At 65.5% G+C, this 24863-nt stretch carries 20 protein-coding genes; 10 read left to right on the forward strand and 10 right to left on the reverse strand.

Annotated elements, in window-relative coordinates:
- Positions 1-10 precede the first annotated feature (10 nt).
- Positions 11-1840 carry a translational GTPase TypA gene (typA, locus tag HG421_RS03465; RefSeq protein WP_169705215.1) on the reverse strand — a complete coding sequence of 610 codons (1830 nt, stop codon included), beginning with the start codon at positions 1838-1840 and terminating at the stop codon, positions 11-13.
- Positions 1841-2082: 242 nt separating this feature from the next.
- Here typA and HG421_RS03470 point away from each other — a divergent pair, with 242 nt between their 5' ends.
- A complete protein-coding gene (locus HG421_RS03470; RefSeq protein ID WP_039413197.1) occupies positions 2083-2577 on the forward strand; it encodes a peptidylprolyl isomerase in 495 nt (164 codons plus the stop codon).
- Between the two features lie 122 nt (positions 2578-2699).
- Complete coding sequence (locus HG421_RS03475) at positions 2700-3686, forward strand: malate dehydrogenase (protein WP_169705216.1); 987 nt, start codon at positions 2700-2702, stop codon at positions 3684-3686.
- A gap of 176 nt (positions 3687-3862) precedes the next feature.
- On the opposite strand, the gene HG421_RS03480 is transcribed toward HG421_RS03475, so the two are convergent.
- The 5 genes from HG421_RS03480 to HG421_RS03500 all read right to left on the reverse strand — a co-directional run bounded on the left by HG421_RS03480 (position 3863) and on the right by HG421_RS03500 (position 10751).
- A complete protein-coding gene (locus tag HG421_RS03480; RefSeq protein WP_169705217.1) occupies positions 3863-4477 on the reverse strand; it encodes a glutathione binding-like protein in 615 nt (204 codons plus the stop codon).
- Positions 4478-4777: 300 nt separating this feature from the next.
- Positions 4778-5239 carry a cell wall hydrolase gene (locus tag HG421_RS03485; protein WP_169705218.1) on the reverse strand — a complete coding sequence of 154 codons (462 nt, stop codon included), beginning with the start codon at positions 5237-5239 and terminating at the stop codon, positions 4778-4780.
- 655 nt (positions 5240-5894) lie between these two features.
- Complete coding sequence (locus HG421_RS03490) at positions 5895-7199, reverse strand: MFS transporter (RefSeq protein ID WP_169705219.1); 1305 nt, start codon at positions 7197-7199, stop codon at positions 5895-5897.
- Positions 7200-7401: 202 nt separating this feature from the next.
- A complete protein-coding gene (locus tag HG421_RS03495) occupies positions 7402-9441 on the reverse strand; it encodes an NADPH-dependent 2,4-dienoyl-CoA reductase (RefSeq protein ID WP_169705220.1) in 2040 nt (679 codons plus the stop codon).
- A 287-nt stretch (positions 9442-9728) separates the two neighbouring features.
- Positions 9729-10751, reverse strand: a complete 1023-nt coding sequence (locus HG421_RS03500; RefSeq protein ID WP_169705221.1) for a zinc-binding alcohol dehydrogenase family protein — start codon at positions 10749-10751, stop codon at positions 9729-9731.
- Between the two features lie 414 nt (positions 10752-11165).
- On the opposite strand from HG421_RS03500, the gene HG421_RS03505 reads away from it, so the two are divergent.
- The 3 genes from HG421_RS03505 (at position 11166) to HG421_RS03515 (ending at position 13857) form a co-directional block, all read left to right on the forward strand.
- Positions 11166-12263, forward strand: coding sequence for an OmpA family protein (locus tag HG421_RS03505; RefSeq protein WP_169705222.1), 1098 nt, complete (start codon positions 11166-11168; stop codon positions 12261-12263).
- 201 nt (positions 12264-12464) lie between these two features.
- The gene (locus HG421_RS03510) at positions 12465-12977 is read left to right on the forward strand and encodes a hypothetical protein (protein WP_169705223.1); all 513 of its coding nucleotides are present in this window, start codon (positions 12465-12467) and stop codon (positions 12975-12977) included.
- A 19-nt stretch (positions 12978-12996) separates the two neighbouring features.
- Positions 12997-13857 (forward strand): pseudouridine synthase, encoded by an 861-nt coding sequence (locus HG421_RS03515; protein WP_169705224.1) that lies wholly within the window; start codon positions 12997-12999, stop codon positions 13855-13857.
- Here the strand turns inward: HG421_RS03515 and HG421_RS03520 are convergent.
- Both HG421_RS03520 and kbl read right to left on the reverse strand, forming a co-directional pair.
- Entirely contained in the window at positions 13796-14200 is a 405-nt protein-coding gene (locus HG421_RS03520; protein WP_169705225.1) for an HNH endonuclease, read from the reverse strand. The genes HG421_RS03515 and HG421_RS03520 overlap by 62 nt on opposite strands.
- A 2-nt stretch (positions 14201-14202) precedes the next feature.
- Positions 14203-15411: a glycine C-acetyltransferase gene (gene kbl, locus HG421_RS03525; protein ID WP_169705227.1), complete on the reverse strand. Its 1209-nt coding sequence runs from the start codon at positions 15409-15411 to the stop codon at positions 14203-14205.
- Between the two features lie 170 nt (positions 15412-15581).
- Here kbl and HG421_RS03530 point away from each other — a divergent pair, with 170 nt between their 5' ends.
- The 5 genes from HG421_RS03530 to HG421_RS03550 all read left to right on the forward strand — a co-directional run bounded on the left by HG421_RS03530 (position 15582) and on the right by HG421_RS03550 (position 20463).
- Entirely contained in the window at positions 15582-16598 is a 1017-nt protein-coding gene (locus HG421_RS03530; protein WP_248279459.1) for a sulfate ABC transporter substrate-binding protein, read from the forward strand.
- Between the two features lie 2 nt (positions 16599-16600).
- Positions 16601-17464 (forward strand): sulfate ABC transporter permease subunit CysT, encoded by an 864-nt coding sequence (cysT, locus tag HG421_RS03535; protein WP_169705231.1) that lies wholly within the window; start codon positions 16601-16603, stop codon positions 17462-17464.
- Positions 17461-18414 (forward strand): sulfate ABC transporter permease subunit CysW, encoded by a 954-nt coding sequence (gene cysW / locus HG421_RS03540; RefSeq protein ID WP_169705233.1) that lies wholly within the window; start codon positions 17461-17463, stop codon positions 18412-18414. Before cysT ends, cysW begins: the two co-directional genes overlap by 4 nt.
- Before the next feature lie 7 nt (positions 18415-18421).
- Entirely contained in the window at positions 18422-19453 is a 1032-nt protein-coding gene (locus HG421_RS03545; protein WP_169705234.1) for a sulfate/molybdate ABC transporter ATP-binding protein, read from the forward strand.
- 293 nt (positions 19454-19746) lie between these two features.
- Positions 19747-20463 carry a TorF family putative porin gene (locus HG421_RS03550; protein ID WP_169705236.1) on the forward strand — a complete coding sequence of 239 codons (717 nt, stop codon included), beginning with the start codon at positions 19747-19749 and terminating at the stop codon, positions 20461-20463.
- A 159-nt stretch (positions 20464-20622) separates the two neighbouring features.
- Here the strand turns inward: HG421_RS03550 and tdh are convergent, their stop codons facing one another.
- Both tdh and HG421_RS03560 read right to left on the reverse strand, forming a co-directional pair.
- Positions 20623-21657, reverse strand: coding sequence for an L-threonine 3-dehydrogenase (tdh, locus tag HG421_RS03555; protein WP_169705238.1), 1035 nt, complete (start codon positions 21655-21657; stop codon positions 20623-20625).
- A gap of 754 nt (positions 21658-22411) precedes the next feature.
- Positions 22412-24826, reverse strand: coding sequence for a TonB-dependent receptor (locus tag HG421_RS03560; RefSeq protein ID WP_211161776.1), 2415 nt, complete (start codon positions 24824-24826; stop codon positions 22412-22414).
- Between the last annotated feature and the right edge of the window lie 37 nt (positions 24827-24863).

Genomic DNA, 24863 nt, shown 5'->3' on the forward strand with positions numbered 1-24863 from the left:
ACGCCAGGGCTTAGCCGGAACGGCCAGCGCGCTTGCGCTCGTTCTCGGTCAGGTGCTTCTTGCGCAGGCGGATTTCCTTCGGGGTGACTTCGACCAGCTCGTCGTCCTCGATGAAGTCCAGCGCCTGTTCCAGCGTGTACTTGATGGCCGGGGTCAGCTTGATCGCATCGTCCTTGCCCGACGCACGCATGTTGGTCAGCGGCTTGGTCTTGATCGCGTTGACGGTCAGGTCGTTGTCCTTGGAATGGATGCCGACCAGCTGGCCTTCGTATACGTTGTCGCCTTCGGCGGCGAACAGGCGGCCACGCTCTTCCAGCGGTCCCAGCGCATAGGCCGGCGTTGCGCCCGGTGCGTTGGCAATCATCACGCCGTTCTGGCGCTTGGCGATGGCGCCCTGTTCCTTCGGGCCGTAATGGTCGAACACGTGGAACAGCAGGCCCGAGCCCTGGGTCAGGGTGCGGAACTCGTTCTGGAAGCCGATCAGGCCACGCGCCGGGATCATGTAATCCAGGCGCACGCGGCCCTTGCCGTCCGGCTCCATGTTCTTCAGCTGGCCCTTGCGGGTGCCCAGCTTTTCCATCACGCCGCCCTGGTGCTGTTCTTCGATGTCCACCACGAGCTGTTCGATCGGCTCCATCAGCTTGCCGTCGATTTCCTTGATGATCACTTCCGGACGCGACACGGCCAGCTCGTAGCCTTCACGACGCATGTTCTCGATCAGCACCGACAGGTGCAGTTCGCCACGGCCGGAGACCAGGAACTTGTCGGCGTCCGAGCCTTCCTCGACCTTCAGTGCCACGTTGTGCACCTTCTCGCGGTCCAGGCGGTCGCGCAGCTGGCGGCTGGTCAGGAACTTGCCGCCGGACAGGTCCTTGTTGCCGGCGAACGGCGAGTTGTTGACCTGGAAGGTCATCGAGATGGTGGGTTCGTCCACGGTCAGCGCCGGCAGCGCCTCAGGGTGGTCGAGCGCACACACGGTGTCGGAGATGGTCAGTTCCTGGATGCCGGAGATGGCCACGATGTCGCCGGCCTCGGCGCTGTCCTGCTCGATGCGCTCCAGACCCAAAAAGCCCAGCACCTGCAGCACCTTGCCCTGGCGCTTCTTGCCTTCGCGGTCGATCACGCTGACCGGCATGTTCTTCTTCAAGGTGCCGCGCTGGATGCGGCCGATGCCGATCACGCCGACGAAGTTGTTGTAGTCCAGCTGGCTGATGCGCATCTGGAACGGGCCGTCCGGGTCCACGTCCGGTGCCGAGACGTGCTGCATGATCGCTTCGTACAGCGGGGTCATGTCGCCGTCGCGCACGCTCGAATCCAGGCTGGCGTAGCCGTTCAATGCCGATGTGTAGACGATCGGGAAGTCCAGCTGCTCGTCGGTGGCGCCGAGCTTGTCGAATAGGTCGAACACCTGGTCGATCACCCAGTCCGGGCGCGCGCCGGGACGGTCGATCTTGTTGACCACCACGATCGGCTTGAAGCCCATCGCAAAGGCCTTCTGGGTCACGAAGCGGGTCTGCGGCATCGGGCCGTCCATCGCGTCGACCAGGATCAGCACCGAGTCCACCATCGACAGCACGCGCTCGACTTCGCCACCGAAGTCGGCGTGTCCCGGGGTGTCGACGATGTTGATGCGGTTGCCCTGCCAGGTGATGGCGGTGTTCTTGGCCAGGATCGTGATGCCACGTTCCTTTTCCTGGTCGTTGCTGTCCATCACGCGCTCAGCCAGGACGGTGCGTTCGGACAGGGTGCCGGACTGCTTCAGCAGGCAGTCGACGAGGGTGGTCTTGCCATGGTCGACGTGCGCGACGATGGCGATATTGCGGAGTTTTTCAATGGACATGCGGAAAGGGCCCCTGTCTGGCGCCAGTCTTGAGATGAGGTAAGCCCGACATTATAGCGGTTTCGTTGCGCTGCCGTTGCGGATTGACGCAAGTCGATTCAGATCGCCCATTCAGCCAGTGTGACGGCCGGGGGGCCGGGGCGGGCAGGTCCGTTGGACCATGGTCGTAACCGCGCGGCCGGTCACGCGCCCGGGTGTATCCTAATGGGCTGATGATCACTCCAGAACCTGCAAGGATTTCCATGTCCCTGATCGCCACCTTCGACACCTCCCGCGGCCCGATCGTTGTCGAGCTGTACCCGGAGAAGGCTCCGCTGACGGTTGCCAACTTCGTCAACCTGGCCAAGCGCGGCTTCTACAACGGCCTGAGCTTCCACCGCGTCATCGCCGATTTCATGATCCAGGGCGGCTGCCCGGAAGGTTCCGGCCGCGGCGGCCCGGGCTACCGTTTCGAAGACGAGACCAATAACGGCGTGGGCCACGAGCGCGGCGTGCTGTCCATGGCCAATGCCGGCCCGAATACCAACGGCAGTCAGTTCTTCATCACCCACACCGCCACCCCGTGGCTGGACGGCAAGCACACCGTGTTCGGCAAGGTCACCCAGGGCCTGGACGTGGTGGATAGCGTTGCCCAGGGCGACACCATCAACACGCTCACCATCGAAGGCGATACCGACGCCGTGCTGGCCGCCAAGGCCGACCGCGTTGCGGAGTGGAACAAGATCCTCGCCGCCTGATCGCAAGTTCCCGTCGAACGGCCGCCGTGTGCGGCCGTTTGCTCGTCAACGCGCGCCGCCAGGCCTTGCGGCCCCGCCAGCGCGCCACCCCCACCAACGCTTTTTAGCAGAGGAAACACCCCATGAAAGCACCTGTTCGTGTTGCTGTGACCGGCGCTGCCGGCCAGATCGGCTATGCCCTGCTGTTCCGCATCGCCTCGGGCGAAATGCTGGGCAAGGACCAGCCGGTCATCCTGCAGTTGCTTGAACTGCCGCTCGAGAAGGCCCAGGCCGCCCTCAAGGGCGTGATGATGGAACTGGAAGACTGCGCGTTCCCGCTGCTGGCCGGCATGGTCGGTACCGACGACGCCGAAGTGGCCTTCAAGGACGTCGATGTCGCCCTGCTGGTCGGTTCGCGTCCGCGCGGCCCGGGCATGGAGCGCAAGGACCTGCTGCTGGCCAATGCGGAGATCTTCACTGCGCAGGGCGCGGCGTTGAACAAGGTCGCCAAGCGCGACGTGAAGGTGCTGGTGGTCGGCAACCCGGCCAACACCAATGCCTATATCGCGATGAAGTCGGCGCCGGACCTGGACCCGAAGAATTTCACCGCGATGCTGCGCCTGGACCACAACCGCGCGCTGAGCCAGCTCTCGGCCAAGCTCGGCAAGCCGGTGGCCGGCATCGAGAAGCTGGCGGTGTGGGGCAACCACAGCCCGACCATGTATCCGGACTACCGTTTCGCCACCGCCGATGGTGCGTCCATCAGCGATGCGATCAACGACCAGGAATGGAACGCGTCCACTTTCATCCCGACCGTGGGCAAGCGCGGTGCGGCGATCATCGAAGCCCGCGGCTTGTCCTCGGCAGCGTCGGCCGCCAATGCCGCCATCGATCACGTGCGTGACTGGGTACTGGGCAGCAACGGCAAGTGGGTCACCATGGGCGTGCCTTCGGATGGTTCCTACGGTATTCCGCAAGGGGTGATGTTCGGCTTCCCGGTCACCACCGAAAACGGCAAGTACACCATCGTCAAGGATCTGCCGATCGACGACTTCAGCCAGAAGTACATCGACAAGACCCTGGCCGAGCTGGAAGAAGAGCGCAGCGGCGTGTCGCATCTGCTGGGCTGAGCACCACGGTTGCTGCAAGTCGAAACGCCGGGCACTGCCCGGCGTTTTTTTGTGTCTGCCCACCCGCGGTGACGACGGCGGGTGGGCATCGCGGCGGTGCTGCGTGCAGTGACAACGCGGCGCACCTGCGCTCGGTGATTCGGCGGCCAAGGTGCGTGCCCTGGTCGCGTTATCGCTTACTCCAGGCCTTCGGCTTTCAGCGCGGCCTGCACGTCGGCATCGGCCTGCATGCGCTGGAAGAAGGCACCCAGTGCCGTCAGCCCACTCAGGTCCACGCCGGCCTTGCGGGCCCAGCGCAAGGTTACGAACAGATACGCATCGGCGCCGGTATGGCTGTCGCCGGCCAGCCACTGGCGGCCCTGCAGATGCGCATCGGCACGCGCGTAGAGCGTGCGCAGCTTGCTGCGCGCATCGTCCTGGCTGCGCGCGATCAATGCCTGATCCTGCAGGTAGGCGGTGCTGCCGAAGATCGGCTTGAAGGTCGGGTGGACGTCGGCGTTGGAAAACCCGATCCAGCGATTGATCTCGGCACGGCTGCGCGCGCTGCCATCACCGCCCAGGCCGGTCAGCGGCGCAATATCGGCGATGTAATTCAAGATGGCGGCGTTCTGCGTCAGCGCCCAATCGTCGATCAGCAGCAACGGCACGGCACCTGCCGGATTGAGCTGCAGATAGTCGGGCGACTTCATGGTGGCGGCGTCGACCACCACCAGATCGAACGGCAGCCCGGACCAGCGCAGGACGATGTGGTCAGCGAGCGAGCAGGCGCCGGGCTTGGTGTAGAGCTTCATGGTCAATCCAGTGAGGAACAGGACCGCAAGCTTAGCCGGGTTGTCCCGCAAGCTGTGGCGCGCCTCGACAAGCGGTACGCAGTGCAATGACGGCTGCGCGTGGCGTTGTGCATCGCTGCAGGCGTTGCGGCCAATGACGTTCCGGCGCGAGGCGGCTTGCTCACCGCAAACTCAGCTGCCGGTAGTTCGGCAGCATACGCACCGCTGCGCGCCGTTCGATCCAAGCAAACATAGCGCAAGCGGTTGCAGAGGCGTGATGGCGGCGGTATCGACACGCCGCAGCACGGTGAGGCGTGTTGCTTACGACGCCGTGCGCGGACGCAGCTTCTGCACGCGATAGAACGTGTGGCCGCCGATGGTTGCCACCTGGTAGGCATTGCGCCAGCTCGGGCTTGCAATTGCGCTGGCGGCAAAGTGACTGGCACCCGGCACGATTTCCTTGCGCTGACCCGCAGGCAATGCCCAATTGCGTTCTGCAGCCAGTGCCACACCCAGCGCCTTGTTCCAGGCGTCATCGTTCTTCAGCTGTGTGCCGGGGGCCACGATGGTCGGTGCGAACTGCTTGCGCGCGGTGACCACCTCGCACATCGAGTCGCCCCACAGGCCGCTGTCCAGCCGGCGCAGCGCAACTTCAGCGACAGCCTGCTGGCCGCGCAAGGTCTGGTCGCGCGCCTCCAGGTACACGGTGGTACTCAAGCACAGCGAATCTGCAGCTGGCTGCGGCATCAATTGCGCCAGCCAGAAAATCCAAATCATCTTCATACAACTCCTTGCTCCGTATGGGCCGGTCCGCAGGGCATCCAAGGTGGATGCACCAGTGCGAAGGGCTTGGCGTCATGGGGAGGCGACCTGTCACGGGCCGCCCGGTCTCCGGCGAAAGAGAGCTGCCGAAGGCGCCCACCAAGTGGGTGGGTCAAAAAGTTGGCGCAAGGTAGGCGTCGATCACAGAATCGTGGCTGAATGGGCGGGGTTGACGCGGTGCAATGCCTGCTGCGCCTGCTTGGCGCACTGGTGCGTATCCCACTGCAGCAGTGCATGCGCGTCGCATCGGCACAGCGACAGCGCGGGCGCTGGTTGCACCGGCGTTGATGCATCTGCAATGAGGCGCGCATTGCCTCAAGGCGTGACACCTTCATGCTGGCTGCACGTGTTTTTCCGTGCATCGTCAACAGCCGGGCATATCGATTGGAACGTCGTCGACCGGTGTCGTATCAGTCAATCAATACGTGGCGACACGTACATGCATGGCACTAGATAACGCCACTTGCGCATCCTGTAGCGGACGTTGGCATCAACCCACTGCGCGTCGCCTCTTGACTGCTGGAAGCATTGCCGTCTTTCGCTGCGACGATGCACGCCGTTGCGTGCGTCGATAGAGATCTGGATGCGCGCTTATCGGGAGATGCTTTCAGAATCGTTATGGCATTGCCGCTCTTTCAACAGGCGGCTTCTGTCCGAAAGTGGTTTTCGATGCGTTGCCAAAGGTCAGCAGCATGCATGCCGCTCCGCAAAGCATCGGGCCGATCGCCATCGACCATGCCAACTGTGCATGATCCGCATCGTGATCATTGATCAAGTGCAGCAGCAGGCCGATCAGCACGCTGCCTAGTGCAAGCGCGAGCTGGGCGGCCGCCGTCAGCAAGGCGAAGCCGCGCGCCTGGTGTGCGGGGTCGTGGCGTGTCGACAGTTCGGCATGCCGCGCCCACACCCACTGGCTGGCGCTGCCGGCTGCCATCCCCAGGCCGAATGCCAGCGCCGCGTCGGGCCACACGCCACGTGTCGTCTGCATCGCAAACGACAGCCCGAACACGACCAGCATGAACCCGCTGCATCCCAGCCGCTGCAAGGCACCGGTCTGCAGCCGCGCCGCCAACGGCTGTATGGCCACGGTGCCGACGGCGTAGCTGATCAGAACCGCGCTGCCCCAGCGGGGCAAGGGAAGCAGGGTTTGCGCCAGATATGGCGCCAGTTTGGTGAAGGTGGGCAAGGCCAGCGACAATGCTGCGATCGCCATCAACGGCAGCCAGCAGGCGCGGTGCAGGCCTGCATTCGGTGCGTGCGCTGGCGGGCCAGCAACGTGGTGCGCATGCGGTTGCAGCGTGTGGCGCAGCCAGCCTGCCGTCAGCATGGCCAGCGTGCTGACGGCGACCACCACCGTCATGGCGACGGATGCGCCTGCAGACGGCCTGGAATGCACGAGCAGCCCGATCGCCGCACTGACCGACAATGCGGCCAGGCCGCTGCCGACCAACCGCAGTGCGCTGATGCCCTTTGCACCACGCCACGGCCAGCGGCCCAGGCCGAGCAAGGTGTTCTGCGCAACATCGCCCACGGCGTACGCCGCGCGGAACGGCAGGCTGACGAGCAACACGCAGGCCAGGCGCACGGCAGCGGGCAACAGGGGCACCAGGAACAGCAGTGCCATGGCCACGGCAGCGATCGCAATGCCACGCCATTGCGCGCGACCGGCCCAGGCCAGGCTGCTGCTCGCCTGCCAGCGACGGGCAGCGAGCAAGCCCATCAGCGCACTGACCACCAATCCCGCTGCAGCCGTCATGCCGGCGGCGGTGGCGCTCAGCTGCACGTATTCGGTCAGGGCAAAGATCAGCAACAGCTCGCCGGTATACCAGAGCAGGCTCTTGCCGAAGTGCGCAGCCGTGTACGCCAGCATCGCCGACAGTGGCAGGGTGGGGAGCTGAGGCGATGCCGTCGGGGCGTGCATGCAGCCGGTTATAGCCGGACTCTGCGACAACAAAAAGAACGCCGCAGGATGCGGCGATCGCGGCCTGGCGACGGCTGAGGTAGTGACCTGGCAATGACGCGCCCGGCGACAAGGATGTTTGGTGGCCAGCAACACGAACGCTGGCGCTATCCGTCCGCCTTGCGCAACGCGCTGCAAGAGCACCGGCGTACCGGCGCAGGGATCACAAGGTTGCAGCGAGTCGGCTTGCCTGGTTGATCGCACGCTTGGCATCCAGCTCGGCCGCCACGTCGGCGCCGCCGATCAGGTGCGGCTGCTTGCCGAGCGCCTGCAAGGCGGCCAGCAGGTCGCGGCGCGGTTCCTGGCCGGCGCAGATCACTACCGTGCCGACATCGAGCAATTGCTCGGTGCCCTCCACGCGGATACGCAGTCCGGCATCGTCCACGCCCAGATACTCCACGCCGCCAAGCATCTTCACGCCCTTGGCCTTGAGTGTGGCGCGGTGGATCCAGCCGGTGGTCTTGCCCAGCCGCGCACCCGGCCGCCCCGGGCTGCGCTGCAGCAACCAGACCTGGCGGGCGGGGCGCTCGGGCTGCGGCTTGGCCAGTGCGCCGCGGGTCTCGAAGGTCGGGTCCACGCCCCATTCGGCCATCCAGCGTACCGGGTCCAGCGACACGGGCTCGCCTTCGTGCACCAGGAATTCGCCGACATCAAAGCCAATGCCACCGGCACCGATGATGGCGACCTTGCCGGCGGGCACGTGGCGGCCCAGCACCACGTCCAGATAGCTCACCACCATCGGATGGTCGGCACCCGGGAAGTCGACCTTGCGCGGCTCGATGCCGGTGGCCAGCACCACCTCGTCGAACTCGGTGAGGTCGGCTGCCTGCACATGGGTCTCCAGGCGCAACTGCACGCCGGTCGCCTCGAGACGGTGGCCGAAGTAGCGCAGCGTCTCGTTGAATTCTTCCTTGCCGGGAATGCGCCTGGCGATGTTGAACTGTCCGCCGATCGCACTGCTGGCATCGAACAGGGTCACCCGGTGGCCGCGCTCGGCCGCGACCGTGGCGCAGGCAAGGCCGGCCGGCCCTGCACCGACCACGGCAATGCGCCTGGGCGTGGCGGTGGGCGTGTAGACCAGCTCGGTTTCATGGGCCGCGCGCGGATTGACCAGGCAGGTGGCCAGCTTGTTCTCGAACACGTGATCCAGGCAGGCCTGGTTGCAGGCGATGCACGTATTGATGGTGTGCGATTGCCCGGCAGCGGCCTTGTTGGTCCACTGCGGGTCGGCCAGCAACGGCCGCGCCAGCGACACCATGTCCGCCGCGCCGTCGGCGAGGATGCGCTCGGCCACTTCCGGCATGTTGATGCGGTTGCTCGCCACCACCGGAATGCGCAGGTGCGGTTTGAGTTTGGCGGTCACGCTGGCGAACGCGGCGCGCGGTACCGAGGTGGCAATGGTCGGGATGCGCGCCTCATGCCAGCCGATGCCGGAATTGATGATGGTGGCGCCAGCTGCCTCGATCGCCTGGGCCTGGGCCAGGATGTCCTGCCATTGATTGCCGTCTTCGACCAGATCCACCAGCGACAGCCGGTAGATGATGATGAAGTCCGGTCCGCAGGCCTCGCGGATGCGGCGCACGATCTCCACCGCAAAGCGCATCCGCTTGGCCGCATCGCCGCCCCAGGCATCGCTGCGTTTGTTGGTGCGTGCCGCGGTGAATTCGTTGATCAGATAGCCTTCCGAACCCATCACCTCCACGCCGTCGTAGCCGGCCTCGCGCGCCAGCCGTGCCGAGCGCGCATAGGCGGCGATCTGGCGCTCCACCGCCGCTGCAGACAGGGCGCGCGGGGTGAACGGATTGATCGGCGCCTGCAACCTGGACGGCGCCACCGACAGCGGGTGATAGGCATAGCGCCCGGCATGCAGCAACTGCAGGCAGATCTTGGCGCCGTGCGCGTGCACGGCATGGGTGACCTGGCGGTGCGGACGCACTTCCCAGGGCCACGACAGCTTGCCGCCGAACGGCTTGAGCCAACCCACCACGTTCGGGGAGAACCCGCCGGTGACGATCAGGCCAACCCCGCCGGCCGCGCGCTCGGCGAAATACGCCGCCAGCTTGGGGAAGTCGCGTGCGCGGTCTTCCAGCCCGGTATGCATCGATCCCATCAGGACGCGGTTGCGCAGTTGGGTGAAGCCCAGATCGAGCGGCGTGAACAGGTGCGGGAAGGGCGAGGGCGAAGGGCCGGTGGCGGGCGACATGATATGGATACGCTGGCGTACGGAGTGCGCACGATGCAGGCAAACGGGCATGGCGGCAAGTCCCGGGTGTCCGGGCCCGGGTTGCCGGCTGGCGCAGCTGCTGGAAGGCCGGACGGATACCCTCCTGTCGCGTCAGGGTTTGCGCCGCGCCTGCCTCTGCGTCCGGACGCGCCTGTCCCCGACGCGCGTGGCCTGCGAAGGGCAAGTCCCGGCGTCTTCTTTCCTGTTTCGCCGAGACGCGCGGCAGCATCAACGCCGGACAGGCAATGACGTGGCGATTGTGATGGCTACCAGCCGGCCAAGGTCAGCTTGCCGATGGTGCTGCCGCTTTCCAGCCGACGGTGCGCTTCACGCAAGGTGCCGGCATTGATCGGCGACAGCGTTTCGGTGTGTGTCGTGCGCAGCTCACCTGCGTCGATCAGGCTCGCCGCACGGTTGAGGATGCGATGCTGTTCCACGATGTCGTCGGTGGCGTAACGCGAGCGGGCGAACATCAGCTCCCAATGGATGCCGATGCACTTGGACTTGTACGGGTCGCCGATCGCCAACGGACCGCGCGGCTCGACGATCAGGCCGACATGCCCTTGCGGCGCCAGGATCTCGCCCAGCGGTTGCCAGTAGCGATCGGTGTCGGCCAGGTTCAGTGCCGCATCCACGTTGTGCAGGCCCAGCGCCTGCAACTGCGGGTGCAGCGGTTGATGATGATCGATCACATGCTGGGCGCCCATCTGACGCACCCACTCGATGCTTTCCGGCCGCGATGCGGTGGCGATCACCGTGAACCCGGCATGCCGCGCCAGCTGGATCGCGATCGAGCCAACCCCGCCGGCGCCGCCGATGATCAGCAGATGCCGGCCGCGGTTGCGTGCGCCATCGAAGGCGAACGGCATGCGCTGGAACAGCAGCTCCCACGCCGTGAGTGTGGTCAATGGCAGTGCAGCGGCCTGCGCAAAGCTCAGCGAGGTGGGCTTGCAGCCGGCGATGCGCGCATCCACCAGTTGGTACTGCGCGTTGCTGCCCGGACGGCTGATGTCGCCGGCGTAATAGACCTCATCGCCTACCGCAAACGCGGTGACGTCCGGACCCACGGCCTCGATCACGCCGGCAGCGTCGTAGCCCAGGATCTTGGGTGCTTCCAGGGTCTGCGGCTTGGGCGCGCGTATCTTGGTGTCGACCGGATTCACCGAGATCGCTTCCACTCGTACCAAGACGTCATACCCCGACGGCGCTGCGGGAGCCGGAAGCTCCATGTCAAGCAACGCTGCCGGGTCGTCGATCGGAAGATAACGTGTGAGGGCGACAGCTTTCATCGGGACGCTCCTGGTGGGGAGTTCAGGGTGCGTTGTGAAGCAAGTTGGCTGCAACCATCGGCCCCACAATTCAGCTCGGACGGGGCCTGGCGTTCACCAATGTGGTTTTTGCAGCGCTCAGCAAGGTCAAAAACAGGCACTGGTGTAAACGTCTTCACCGGGCTTAATTCGGCTCCCGTTCATATCGCGTGCGCGGCAAAAGTGGGCGCCCGGTCCTTTTCTTCATGAAACTGTATACGTAGTATTGGCTGGGGTTTGCAGCCCTGGCGATTGCTTTCACATGTTATATGACCGTTAACGCGATCTTCACTGAGGCCGGCTTAATCTGCGCCCCGATGGCTCTGGATGTGACGAGCATCTTTACCAAAAACAACGCCTCTATCGGTTTTATCTCCCAAAGAAGGAGCTGTATAAATGAACAAGAAAATTCTCACTGCCGCGTTGCTCGGCGGTCTGGCAGTTGCCCAGGCTGCTTCCGCGCAGGAGTTCGATGACCGTTGGTACCTGACCGGTAGCGCTGGCTTCAACTTCCAGGACAGCGATCGTCTGACCAATGATGCCCCGTTCGTCACCCTGGGCCTGGGCAAGTTCGTCAGCCCGAACTGGTCGATCGACGGTGAACTGAACTATCAGAACCCGAACTTCGACGACAACCAGGACCAGAACTGGAGCCAGTACGGCATCTCGTTCGACCTGCGTCGCCACTTCATCCAGGAAGGCCGCGGCTGGAACCCGTACCTGCTGTTCGGCCTGGGCTACCAGCGCTCGGAAGAAGAGTTCGACGCCACCCCGAACCCGGTGTCGCCGGGTCAGCGTAAGGACGGCAACTTCGCCGCCAAGGCTGGTGTGGGTCTGCAGACCACCTTCGACAAGCGCGTCGCCGTGCGTGCCGAAGTCGCCTACCGCGCCGATTTCGACGACCAGAGCGTTGCTGCTCCGCAGGAAGACTGGTTCGGCGACGTGCTGGCTTCGGTCGGCGTCGTGATCCCGCTGGGACCGGCTCCGTCGACCGCTCCGCCGCCGGCTCCTGCTCCGGTTGCTCCGAGCTGCGCCGATCTGGATGACGACGGTGACGGCGTCAACAACTGCGACGACAAGTGCCCGGCTTCGCAGCCTGGCCAGACCATCGGTCCGGACGGCTGCCCGGTGCCTGTGTCGATCGACCTGAAGGGCGTGAACTTCGACTTCAACAAGTCGACCCTGCGTCCGGATGCGGTGTCGATCCTGAGCGAAGCGACCGAGATCCTGAAGCGTTACCCCGACCTGAAGGTCGAGGTTGCCGGTCACACCGACTCGAAGGGTACCGACGCGTACAACCAGAAGCTGTCCGAGCGTCGTGCGACCACCGTGTACGACTACCTGACCAAGAACGGCGTCGATGCGTCGCGTCTGGTCGGCCCGATCGGCTACGGCGAGAGCCGTCCGATTGCTCCGAACACCAACCCGGATGGTTCGGACAATCCGGAAGGCCGTGCGAAGAACCGTCGTACCGAGCTGAACGTCCAGAACTAATCGGACCGCTGGCTTGCTCCATACAAAACCCGGCCTTGTGCCGGGTTTTGTCTATGTGTGTTCCGAAAGTCCCCTGATTCCTCGGCGTACAGGCGGCAATGCTGTCTGGGTTGCCCTCCCGGCACGGTTCTTGTTGAAACAGCGTTCATCGCTGCCTACACTCGCCGCGTCGACACCACACTCTTACTGGAAGAACCAACGATGCTGCGTACCGCTACGGCAGGACTGCTCTGTCTCGCTCTGATCCCCGCTGCCTACGCCGCTCCGAACTGCGCCGGCAGCACGGTGTCCCAGCCGCTGCCGTTGCCCGCCACCGTGATTGCGCCGGCCGCCGCCGAGTTCTACACCCGCAGCGTGCAGCTGGGCATGCCGACCGGCGTGCTGGCCCAGCCCTACAGCAGCGATCAATCGGTGGACCGCGTGCTGCTGCGCCTGCGCGTGGAAGGCTGCCAGGACGTGGCCAAGGTGATTCCGCCGGGCGGGACCGTCAACCCGAACGATCCGGCGGCCTACAAGGCCGCCACCGCCTTCGACAACACCCCGTGGCGCTTCGACATGAGCCAGAACGGCAAGCGCATGACGGCCGAAGAATTCGATGCCTGGATGAAGGCGCGCGGCGTGCGCGTGGTAAAGGCACGCCCGGTTGCCGGCGCAGCGCCGGCGGCAGCGGCGCCTGCACCGGCGGCCGACGCCAAGCCGGTCGAGAACAAGTAATCCGCGCGGTCGGGACGGCATGACCCGGCGGCCTCCGCCGGCGACGCCCCGGCCTCGCACGCGTGGCCTGGCACCGCCGGCGCGCGCCGCGCGCGTGTCCACCGCTGCACCGGGCAACTCCGGGCCGCGGCATGGGCTGGCGCGGGTGCTGTCCAAGCTGGGCGTGTGCTCGCGGACCGAGGCGGCCCGCCGGATCGCCGATGGGCGGGTCAGCGTCGATGGACGGGTGATCCGCGACCCCGAATTCCCGATCCGCACCCATCAACCGGCGGCCATCGCCATCGATGGCCAACCCCTGGCTGGACCTGCGCGGATCTATGTGATGCTCAACAAGCCGCGCGGCGTGGTCACCACGGTGCGCGACGAGCAGGGCAGGGACACCGTATACCGCTGTTTCGATGGTGCGGGCCTGCCGTGGATCGCGCCGGTCGGGCGCCTGGACAAGGCCAGCGAAGGTCTGCTGCTGTTCAGTAACGACCCGCAGTGGGCGGCGGCGGTGACCGATCCCGCCAGCGGGCCGGACAAGACCTATCACGTGCAGATCGATTGCCACCCGGACGCCGGGCAGCTGGAGCAGCTGCAGGTCGGGGTAATCGATCCAGACCCCGACGGTGATGGCGGAGTGCTGCGTGCAAAGCAGGTGCGCCTGCTGCGCGAAGGCGAGCGCAATGCCTGGCTGGAAATCGTGCTGGACGAAGGCCGTAACCGGCAGATCCGCCGTTTGCTCGCGGCCGTGGACATCGGCGTGCTGCGGCTGGTGCGCGTGGCGATCGGGCCGCTGGCAATCGGCGAGCTGGACAAAGGCGCCTGGCGGATGCTCAGTGCGGCGGAAGTCCTGGCGCTGACGCCGGCTCGCGCCAGCGCGCCAAACGCGCGCTGAGCAGGGCGCTCACCACGTCCACCGCGCGTGCGTCGCCGGCACCGTTGGCGTCATGGCGCCGGCCCTTGGCGTGATTGCAGCCGGCACAGGCCAGCGCCAGATTGCGCGCATCGTTGCGCGCATTGCCCACCAGCACGCACAGATCGGCTGCGGCGCGGCGGCCGAACCAGGCCTGCGGCACCACGTGTTCCAGCGTGGTGTGCCCCAGCGGTTCGCCGTCGAGGCCGATGTACAGGCGGCGACGGCAATGCAGGCAGCGGGTTTCCCAGCTGCCGTCCAGCAACCGGGCCTGGGCATCGGTGCGCGCCGCGAGCAGCAGCCGTTGGCGCAGCACTGTCCGCATGCTCAGGCCTTGATGACGTCCAGTTCCAGGCCGATCTTGATGAAGGCGTCGATCGCCCGGTCCAGCTGTTCGCGGGTATGCGCGGCGCTGATCTGGGTACGGATGCGCGCCTGGCCCTTGGGCACCACCGGGAAGAAGAAGCCGATCGCGTAGATGCCTTCCTCCAGCAGGCGCTCGGCGAACGTCTGCGCCAGCGGTGCGTCGTAGAGCATCACCGGGCTGATCGGGTGCACGCCGGGCTTGAGGTCGAAGCCGGCGGCGGTCATGCGTTCGCGGAAGTAGCGGGTGTTGTCCACCAGCTGCGTGCGCAGCTCGCCGGCCGCGTCCAGCATCTGGAAGGCCTTGATGCCGGCAGCCACCACGTGCGGCGGCAACGAATTGGAGAACAGGTAGGGGCGCGAACGCTGGCGCAGCAGTTCGATCACCTCGCGCCTGGCGGTGGTGAAGCCGCCCAGTGCGCCGCCCATGGCCTTGCCCAGCGTGCCGGTGAAGATGTCGATCTGGTCCAGCACGCCCTTGACCTCGGCCGAGCCGCGACCGGTGGCGCCCAGGAAGCCGGTGGCATGGCATTCGTCGATATGCACCAGCGCGTTGTACTTGCGGGCCAGGGCAGTGATCTGGTCCAGCGGCGCGATGAAGCCGTCCATCGAGAACACGCCGTCGCTGGTGATCAGCTTGGTCTTGCAGCCGGCCGCATCGGCGGCCTGCAGCTGCGCCTCCAGGTCGGCCATGTCGCAGTTGGCGTAGCGGAAGCGCTTGGCCTTGCACAGGCGCACGCCGTCGATGATGGAGGCGTGGTTGAGCGCATCGGAAATGATCGCATCGTGCTCACCGAGCAGTGGTTCGAACAGGCCGCCGTTGGCGTCGAAGCAGGCGGCATAGAGGATGGTGTCCTCGGTGCCGAAGAACGCGGCGATGGTGCGCTCGAGCTGCTTGTGCAGGTCCTGGGTGCCGCAGATGAAGCGCACCGATGCCATGCCGAAGCCGTGGCTGTCCAGCGCATCCTTGGCGGCCTGGATGATGTCCGGATGGTCGGCCAGGCCAAGATAGTTGTTTGCGCAGAAGTTCAGCACGCTGCGGCCATCGGCCAGCGTGATCTGTGCCGACTGCGGGCCGGTGATGATGCGCTCGGACTTGAACAGGCCCTGGGACTGGATGGCATCCAGTTCGGCGGCGTAGTGGGCGGTGAGCGCGGCAGGCGGACGGGTCATGGCGGTCGCAGTGGCAAGGAAGAAGCGCAATCTTAACGATCACCATGGCATACCACTACGTCATGCAAAATCGGCATAAGCAGTGGCGTGGATGTCATTTCACCGCCCGCGTGACGCTGCGCAGCATGGCATGCTTGCTGTTCAGCTGTGCCCCCGGCCAGGAGATCGTTGTGATACACCCCCGCTTTCGTTTTGTTTCCCTCGTATGCATCTTGCTGGCCCTGGCCGGCCCGGCAGGCGCACGCGACATCGGTTTGCTCAATGTGAGCTACGACCCCACCCGCGAGTTCTACCGCGATTTCAACACTGCATTCGCGGCGCAGTGGAAGCGGCAGCACCCGCAGGACACGGTCACGGTGGAGACCTCGCACGGTGGGTCCGGCAAGCAGGCGCGCGCGGTCATCGACGGCATCGAGGCGGATGTGGTGACCCTGGCGCTGGCCTACGACGTGGATGCGATCGCGCAGAAGGCCAAGCTGATCGACAGCGATTGGGAAAAGCGGCTGCCGGACAACAGCGCGCCGTACACCTCCACCATCGTGTTCCTGGTCCGCAAGGGCAACCCGAAGAACATCAAGGACTGGCCTGACCTGCTGCGCTCGGGCGTGGCGGTGGTGACGCCCAACCCGAAGACCTCCGGTGGCGCGCGCTGGAATTATCTGGCTGCCTGGGCGTACGCGGATCACATCTTCAAGGGCGACCGCGAGCGCATCCTGCGTTACATGCAGGCGCTGTTCCGCAACGTGCCGGTGCTCGACACCGGTGCGCGCGGTGCGACCACCACCTTCGTCCAGCGTGGCATCGGCGACGTGCTGCTGGCCTGGGAAAACGAGGCGCTGCTGGCGCGCGAGGAGCTGGGCAAGGACAAGTTCGAGATCGTGGTGCCCAAATTGTCGATCCTGGCCGAGCCGTCGGTGGCGCTGGTGGACAAGAACGTCGACAGGCACGGCACCCGCGAGGTGGCAGAGGCCTATCTGCGCTACCTGTATGCGCCGGAGGGACAGAAGCTGGCGGCCAGGCACTTCTATCGCCCGCGCCATCCGGAGTTTGCCGATCCGGCCGACATGGCGCGCTTTCCGGACATCAAGCTGGTGACGATCCAGCAGGCGTTCGGATCCTGGGACAAGGCGCAGCAGGAACACTTCGCCGACGGCGGCCTGTTCGACCAGATCCAGGCCAGGAAGTAGGCATGCAGACCTCGGTTGCACCCCGGGCGGTGTCGCCAGCGCGCCGCCGCCGCGTGATGCCGGGGCTGGGCCTGAGTCTGGGCATCACCCTGACCTGGCTCGGCCTGATCGTGCTGATTCCGTTGCTGGGCATCTTCATCAAGACCAGCGGCTTGGGTTGGGACGGGTTGTGGAAGGTCTGGAGCGAACCGCGCGTGCTGGCGGCGTTGCGGCTCAGCTTCGGCACCGCCCTGGCGGCAGGCGCGTTCAATGCGTTGATGGGCACCTGGGTGGCCTGGGTGTTCGTGCGCTATCGCTTTCCCGGCAAGCGCTTCTTCGATGCGGTGATCGACCTGCCGTTCGCGCTGCCCACCGCAGTGGCCGGCATCGCGCTGACCGCGTTGTATGGCGGCAACGGCTGGATCGGGCGCTGGCTGGAGGCGGCCGGGATCACGGTGGCCTATACCCAGCTCGGCATCGTGATCGCGCTGGTGTTCGTGGGCCTGCCATTCGTGGTGCGGGTGGTGCAGCCGGTCCTGGCCGAGAGTGACCGTGAAATGGAGGCTGCCGCCGCCACGCTGGGCGCCTCGCGCTGGCAGACGGTCTGGCGGGTGGTATTGCCGGGGCTGTGGCCGGCGGTGCTGACGGGGTTTGCGCTGGCCTTCGCACGCGGGGTGGGGGAGTACGGGTCGGTGATCTTCATTGCCGGCAACCTGCCCAACTCCACCGAGATCGCTCCGCTGCTGATCACCATCCGGCTGGAAGAGTTCGACTATGCCGGCGCCACCGCGATCGCCGCGGCGATGCTGTTGCTGTCGCTGGTGATCCTGCTGGTGGTCAACACGTTGCAGGCACGCCTGTTGCGCTATCAACGGAGGCCGGCATGACCGATGCTGTTTCCTCGTTGCCCTCGATGCTGCAGACCCGTGCGATGACCGAGCAGGCGCGCCGCATCACCGATTCGGCCACCAACGAGCCGCGCTGGGTGCAGTGGCTGATGATCCTGGGCGCGCTGGGATTTCTGCTGGCATTCTTGTTGCTGCCGCTGGTGCTGGTCTTCGCCGAAGCACTGCGTGGCGGCTGGGAGACCTTCCTGCGCGCGGTGGTCGACCCGGATGCGCTGTCGGCGATCAAGCTGACGCTGCTGGTGACGGCTTGCGTGCTGCCGTTGAACCTGGTCTTCGGCGTGGCCGCTGCCTGGGCGGTGAGCAAGCACCAGTTTCGCGGCAAGCGCCTGCTGGTCAGCCTGATCGACCTGCCGTTTTCGGTGTCGCCGGTGGTGGCGGGGCTGATCTTCGTGCTGATCTTCGGACGCAATGGCTGGGCCTGGCCATTGATCGACGAAGGCTGGCATGTGCAGCTGCCACTGCTGGGCGAGACGCTGATCCAGTTGCCACGCATCGTGTTCGCGTTGCCGGGCATCGTACTGGCCACCACCTTTGTCACCTTCCCGTTCATCGCGCGCGAACTGATGCCGCTGATGGAGCAGCAGGGCAGCGACGAGGAATTGGCCGCGCTGAGCCTGGGCGCCAATGGCTGGCAGATGTTCTGGCGGGTGACGCTGCCCAATATCCGCTGGGGCCTGCTGTATGGCGTGCTGTTGTGCGCGGCACGGGCAATGGGCGAGTTCGGCGCGGTGTCGGTGGTGTCCGGGCATATCCGCGGGCGCACCAATACGCTGCCGCTGCATGTGGAAATTCTCTACAACGAATACGCCTACAGCGCAGCATTCGCGTGTGCCTCGCTGCTGGCATTGACCGCGCTGCTGACGCTGGCGCTGAAGACGTACCTGGAATGGCGGCACGGCGATTCGCTGGCCGCCAACCACCGCCACTGAGGTCACCATGGGCATCCGTATCCACCGCCTGCGCAAGCAGTTCGAGAGTTTCACCGCACTGGACGACATCAGCCTGGACGTGCGCCAGGGCGAGCTGCTGGCGTTGCTGGGGCCGTCCGGGTCGGGCAAGACCACCTTGTTGCGGATCATGGCCGGGCTGGAGCACGCCGATGCTGGGCAGGTGCTGTTCGGCGACGAGGACGCCACCGGCATGAGCGTGCAATCGCGCCGGGTCGGCTTCGTGTTCCAGCACTACGCGCTGTTCAAGCACATGGATGTGTTCGAGAACATCGCCTTCGGGCTGCGGGTGCGGCGCGGCAACGCGCGCTGGGCCGAAGCGCGCATCCGTGCGCGGGTGGAAGAGCTACTGGCGCTGGTGCAGCTGCAGGGGCTGGAGCAGCGGTATCCCACCCAGCTGTCCGGCGGCCAGCGGCAGCGCGTGGCGCTGGCGCGGGCGCTGGCGATCGAACCGCGCGTGCTGTTGCTGGACGAACCCTTCGGCGCGCTGGATGCGCAGGTGCGCCGCGACCTGCGGCGCTGGCTGCGTGAGTTGCACGAGCGCACCGGCCTGACCACGGTGTTCGTGACCCATGACCAGGAGGAAGCACTGGAGCTTGCCGACCGGGTTGCCATCCTCAACCGTGGTCGCATCGAACAGCTCGACACCCCGGCGGTGATCTACGACACCCCGGCCTCGCCGTTCGTGTATTCCTTCGTAGGGGCGGTGAACCGCATTCCTGGCGTTCTGGAGCAGGGGCAGATCCAGGTGGCCGGTCATGCGCTGCCGCTGGCCAATGCCACGTTGGCTGCGGGGCCGGTCGAGGTGTATGTGCGGCCGGAAGATCTGGTGCCCGACGAAGCCGGCTGGCCGGCGACGGTGGCATGGTCGCAGCGTAGCGGGGCGCGCCTGCGTTTGCGCGCAACACTGGAGCCGGCGGGCAATGAAGTGGAAGTGGAGCTGCCGGCCTCGGCCGGTAGTTTTCAGCCAGGCCAGCAATTACGACTGGCAGCGCGGCAATACGGGGTGTTCCCCGCGTAAGTCAGCGCCTGCATCGCTGGCGGGGATGGGCCAGCTGGAATGAGGGGGATTGCAAGGCGCGCCTTTGCCTTGGCTGTGACCCATCCCGAATGCCCAATCTCCAATCGCGGACGTCAAGATTCGGTGCGTCTGGTCGATGAGACCGGCACCGGATCGGCGGAACGGCTACCACGTGTGTGCGCTGGGTCGAGCGAGCGCGAGGTTTGTGTTGCGCTGCAACGACAGTTCGACTAAGAAGTCATTGCAGCACTCGCTTCGCGCCATCCGCCGCCCATCGCTCCAGGAGAAGCCCCATGAAGCCGTCCTCGCTCGCTTGTTGTCTGTCGTTGCTGCTGTTGTGTGTCGCGCCATTGGCACAGGCACAAGATGAAGACGCGCCCGCCTCGCCGCTCAGTGGCACGTTTGCGCTGACCAGCGACTACCTGTTCCGCGGTATCTCGCAGACCAACGAAGAGCCGGCGTTTCAGGCCGGGCTGACCTACAAACTGCCGTATGGCTTCTATGTCGGCACCTGGGGGTCCAATGTCGATTTCGGCGCGGGCGATCCGGACTGGGAAGTGGACGGCTTTGTCGGCTACAACACCGACCTGAGCACCAATTTCAATCTCGACGTGATGGTGAACCGTTATCACTACCTGGGTGCGGGCGCGTCCAACTACGCCGAGTTGATCACCAAGACCACCTTCCTGAAGACCTACAGCCTGACCCTTGCCTACACCAACGATCTGTACGGCACCGATACCGACGGGTACTACTACGCGCTGGACGCCAACTGGACGTTGCCGTACGACTTCACTTTCGGCGCGCATGCCGGGCACAGCGTCTACACCTCGTCGCTGAGCCAGGTCGATCACGACTACAACGATTTCGGTGTCAACGTAGGCAGGACCTTCGGCCCGTTGGGCCTGAGCGTGGGCTATTACGACACCAGTGAAGCGGCCGAATTCGGCTTCGGGCGACAGAATTCGCAGAACCATCTGGTGGCGACGGCGACGGTCACCTGGCCGTGAGTGCGATGGGCTGAAGCGACGCTCACACCTTTGCTGCGTCGCCGTGCGTAGCGAAGCGTTGCGCGCAGCATCTTCGGTCCCTGCATCCAGGTGACGTCAGGAAATGGACATGCAAAAGGCGCCTCGCGGCGCCTTTTGCGTATCGGCTGGATCGGTCGATCAGTTCCAGCTCAAGACGACCTTGCCGGCCTTGCCTTCTTCCATCAGGTCGAAGCCCTTCTGGAAATCGTCGATCGGCAGCTGGTGGGTCAGCACCTTCTGCAGCGGGAAGCCCGACAGCACCAGCTGGGTCATCTTGTACCAGGTCTCGTACATCTTGCGGCCATAGATGCCTTGCACGGTGAGGCCCTTGAAGATGATCTTGTCCCAGTCGCAGCCGGCCCCGCGCGGCATGATGCCGAGCATGGCGATCTTGCCGCCGTGGTACATGCAATCGAGCATGTCGTTGAACGCGCGCGGGTTGCCGCTCATCTCCAGGCCCACGTCGAAGCCTTCCATGTGCAGGTCCTTCATTACCTCTTTCAGCGAGGTGTTGGCGACGTTGACCACGCGGGTGGCACCCATGTCGGCGGCCAGCTTGAGACGGAAATCGTTGACGTCGGTGACCACCACGTTGCGCGCACCGATGTGCTTGCAGATGCCCGCCGCAATGATGCCGATCGGGCCGGCGCCGGTGATCAGCACGTCTTCGCCGATGACGTCGAATTCCAGCGCGCAATGCGCGGCGTTGCCGTAGGGGTCGAAGAATGCCGCCAGCTCGGAAGGGATCTGGTCCGGGATCGGCCACAGGTTGGAGGCGGGCATCACCATGTATTCGGCGAAGGCGCCGTTGACGTTGACGCCGATGCCCACCGTGTTGGGGCACAGGTGCGGGCGGCCACCACGGCAGTTGCGGCAATGGCCGCAGACGATATGGCCTTCGGCCGAGACGCGCTGGCCGACCTGGTAGCCGGTCACCGCCGAACCGAGCTCGGCTACGCGGCCGACGAACTCATGGCCGATGGTCAGGCCGGGGGTGATGGTGCGCTGGCTCCACTCGTCCCACAGGTAGATGTGCAGGTCGGTGCCGCAGATGGCGGTTTTTTCGAGCTTGATCAGCACCTCGTTGGGGCCGGGGGTGGGAACCGGCACCTGCTCCATCCAGATGCCTTTTCCCGCGTCGCGCTTGACCAGCGCCTTCATCGTCTGCGCCATATGGCGAGGCCTGCTAAGTGAAATAAGTCGGCAATTATATGCCCGATGCCGCATCCGCCATGCGGCAGTGCAGGACAGTCGCCCGCGTTGATCCGGCGCCTGCCGGGAGACTTGAGCGGGCGGTGTACGGGCGGGCGCACCAGCCGTGCAAGGGGCGACTTCGCGCTGCCCCCATCCGCCCTTTGGGCACCTTCCCCCGCATGCGGGGGAAGGGGATGCACAGCGCCGATGGAGGTCACCGCTGCCTTTACCCTTCTCCCGCATGTGGGGGGGGAAGGCGGTGCACAGCGCCGAATGGAGGTCACCGCTGCCTTCACCCTTCTCCCGCATGCGGGGGAAGGCGATGCGCAGCGCCGGATGGAGGCCACCACCGTCTTCACCCTCCTCCCGCATACGGGGGAAGGTGGTGCGCAGCGCCGATGGAGGTCACCGCTGCCTTCGCCCTTCTCCGCATGCGGGGGAAGGGGATGCACAGCGCCGAATGGAGGTCACCGCTGCCTTCACCCTTCTCCCGCATGCGGGGGAAGGCGATGCGCAGCGCCGGATGGAGGCCACCACCGTCTTCACCCTTCTCCCGCATACGGGGGAAGGTGGTGCGCAGCGCCGATGGAGGTCACCGCTGCCTTCGCCCTTCTCCCGCACGCGGGAGAAGGTGGCGCGCAGCGCCGATGGAGGTCACCGCTGCCTTCGCCCTTCTCCCGCACGCGGGAGAAGGTGGCGCGCAGCGCCGGATGAGGGTGCAACCGGCAGATGCTCAGAACTTCACATCCAGACTCAGGAAGGTCTGCCGCGGCGCACCGACCACCATGGTCTGGTTGTAGCCATTCGGATCGGAGGCGACGTAGCCGTTGGTGCCGGTGCTGGCGAAGTAGCGCTTGTCGGTGAGGTTGGTGATGTTGAGGGCCAGCGCGACATTCTCGAGCGGGCCCACGCGGCCGAAGTCGTAGCGTGCGCCGGCATTGAACAGCCAGTACGAAGGCACCTGCGAATCGTTGAGGAAGGTGATGTAGCGCTTGTCGACGTACTTGCCATCCAGGTCCAGGCGCAGGTTACCGAACTGGTAGCTGGCGCTGGAGGAAAACATCAGCGCGGGGATGCCGACCACGTCCTTGCCGGAGGTGGCGACCACGCCGTTGTTGAGGTAATCGTCCTGGTAGCGCGAGCGGTTCCATGAGAGCGAGTTCAACCAGCTCAGGCCTTCGACCGGGCGCCACATCAGCGCCAGGTCTGCACCGGCGCTATGCACGGCGCCCACGTTGCTCAGGATCGCCGCGCAGGTCTGCACTGCGGTACACGGCGAAGTGGTCAGCAGGCGGTTGGAGAACTTGGTGAAGTAGGCATCGGCCGAAAGCTGGAACTGCGCGTCCTGCACCCGGTAGCCCACCTGCACGGTCTGCGATTGTTCCGGCTCCAGCGTGGAGCGGCTGCGGTCGAAAGCGGCCTGCGAGGTGCCGAATGGGGTGAACCCGAAGGCGGCGATGTTCTTGCTGTAGGAGGCGTAGAGGTCCTGGCGCTCGTCGAGCTTGTAGTTGACGCCCACCTGCGGCAGGAAGTTGTCTTCGGCACGGATGCGGCCTTGCGCCAGCGAGGTGGTCGGCACCAGCGATTGCGCGCGCGTGGTGGTGTCGAGCGCCTTTGCGCCGTAGTTCAAGGTGAGGCGGTCATCGAGCAGGCGCACGGTGTCCTGCAGGTACAGCATGCGGGTCTGGGTGGTATAGCGCTGTAGGAAATCGCGGCGGAACGGGGTCTGTGCCTCAAGGACGTTGTACAGCGAGGTATAGCCCTCGTTGCCCAGCGCAAAATAATTGCGGCCCTGCGTGGTGCGCGCGTTTTCGGCCCAGGCACCGATCTCCAGATCGTGGTTGCCCCACGACCACTTCAGCGCACTGGTGCCGCCAAAGCGATCCAGCCCGTAGTCGGTGGTGCGCATCGACACTGGAACCTGCGCCGAGGTGACGACATAGGGCGTCACCCATTGCCCCTCACCGCGATTGGCGTGGTAGTAGCCGGCGGCATCCAGGGTTGCACCGCCGAACACGAACGTGCCCGACAGACCGGCAAGATTGTCGCGGCGCAGGCCGCCGCCGGCGTAGTAGCTGGCATCCAGCCAGCTGTAGTCGCTGGGCAGGCCGGCCAGCGATTGCGGATAGCCATTGGCCACGCCGCTGGTGGCGCCGGTGCTCTGGTACGCGCGTGCCATCTGCACGGCAGTGGCCCAATCCGGCTGCAGGTAGTCGTAGTCCCAGCCCAGCGCGCGCTGGCTGGTCAACGACAGGTCCATGTAGTCGTATTCCTTGCGCCGCGAGGTATCCACGAACAGGCTCAGGCGGTTGCCGTCGCCCCACTGGTACACGGTCTTGAGGTTGGCCTGTTCGGAGGTCTGGTCGCCGAAGCCCTTCCATTTGTCGGTGCTGGCATTGGCGTAGGACAGGTACGCCGACACGCCATTGCGATCGCCGGTATCGGCGCGCACGAAGGTGCGGCGGGTTGCATCGCTGCCTACCGTCTGCACCAGCCGTGCACCGGGCGTGGTCTGCGGATCGGCCGAGTAGAACTGCATGGTGCCGCCGAGATTGGTGTTGGAGGCGGTGCCCAGCGCACCGGCGCCTTGCGCGATCTCTACCGAGCCGAGGTTTTCGGAAATGATGGCGCGGGTGATGTGCAGGCCGTTGGTGACGCCGTAGCTCATGTTGCCCAGCGGAATGCCATCCAGCGTGTAGCCCAGGCGGCTCTGATCGAAACCGTGCAGGGTGACCTGCGTGGACCACTCGTAGGTACCGAACGGGTCGGCGGACTGGAACTGCACACCCGGCAGTTTTTCCACTGCCTTGAAGGCGCTGCTGCCCGGTGTCAGCTGCTCGATGTCCTGCCGGCTGATGCGCTGCACCTGGCGCGTACTGCCCTGTGAGACCACGTTGATGGCATCCAGCTGCGTTGCGTTGCCAGCGGCATCGGCCGGCGTTGCCGGTGCGTCGGCCACGCTGGCGGTCACCGGCTCGGCGGCCTGCGCCATGACGGGAAGCAGCGCGGCCAGGGCCAGCGCCAACGGAGTGACATCAAAACGACGAGCGGAAGTCATGGGGGAATCCTGTTCGAGCACGGCTGGGGGCGGACGCGCGGTGCAAGACCGGCGTTTCGCGACGCAGGGTGTCAACGGCTCATGAAACATTGATGACGGCCGCTGTCGCAAAACTGTCGTGCTTGAC

This window comes from Xanthomonas campestris pv. badrii, assembly GCF_012848175.1.
In the GTDB taxonomy this organism is placed as follows: Bacteria; Pseudomonadota; Gammaproteobacteria; order Xanthomonadales; family Xanthomonadaceae; genus Xanthomonas; species Xanthomonas campestris_C.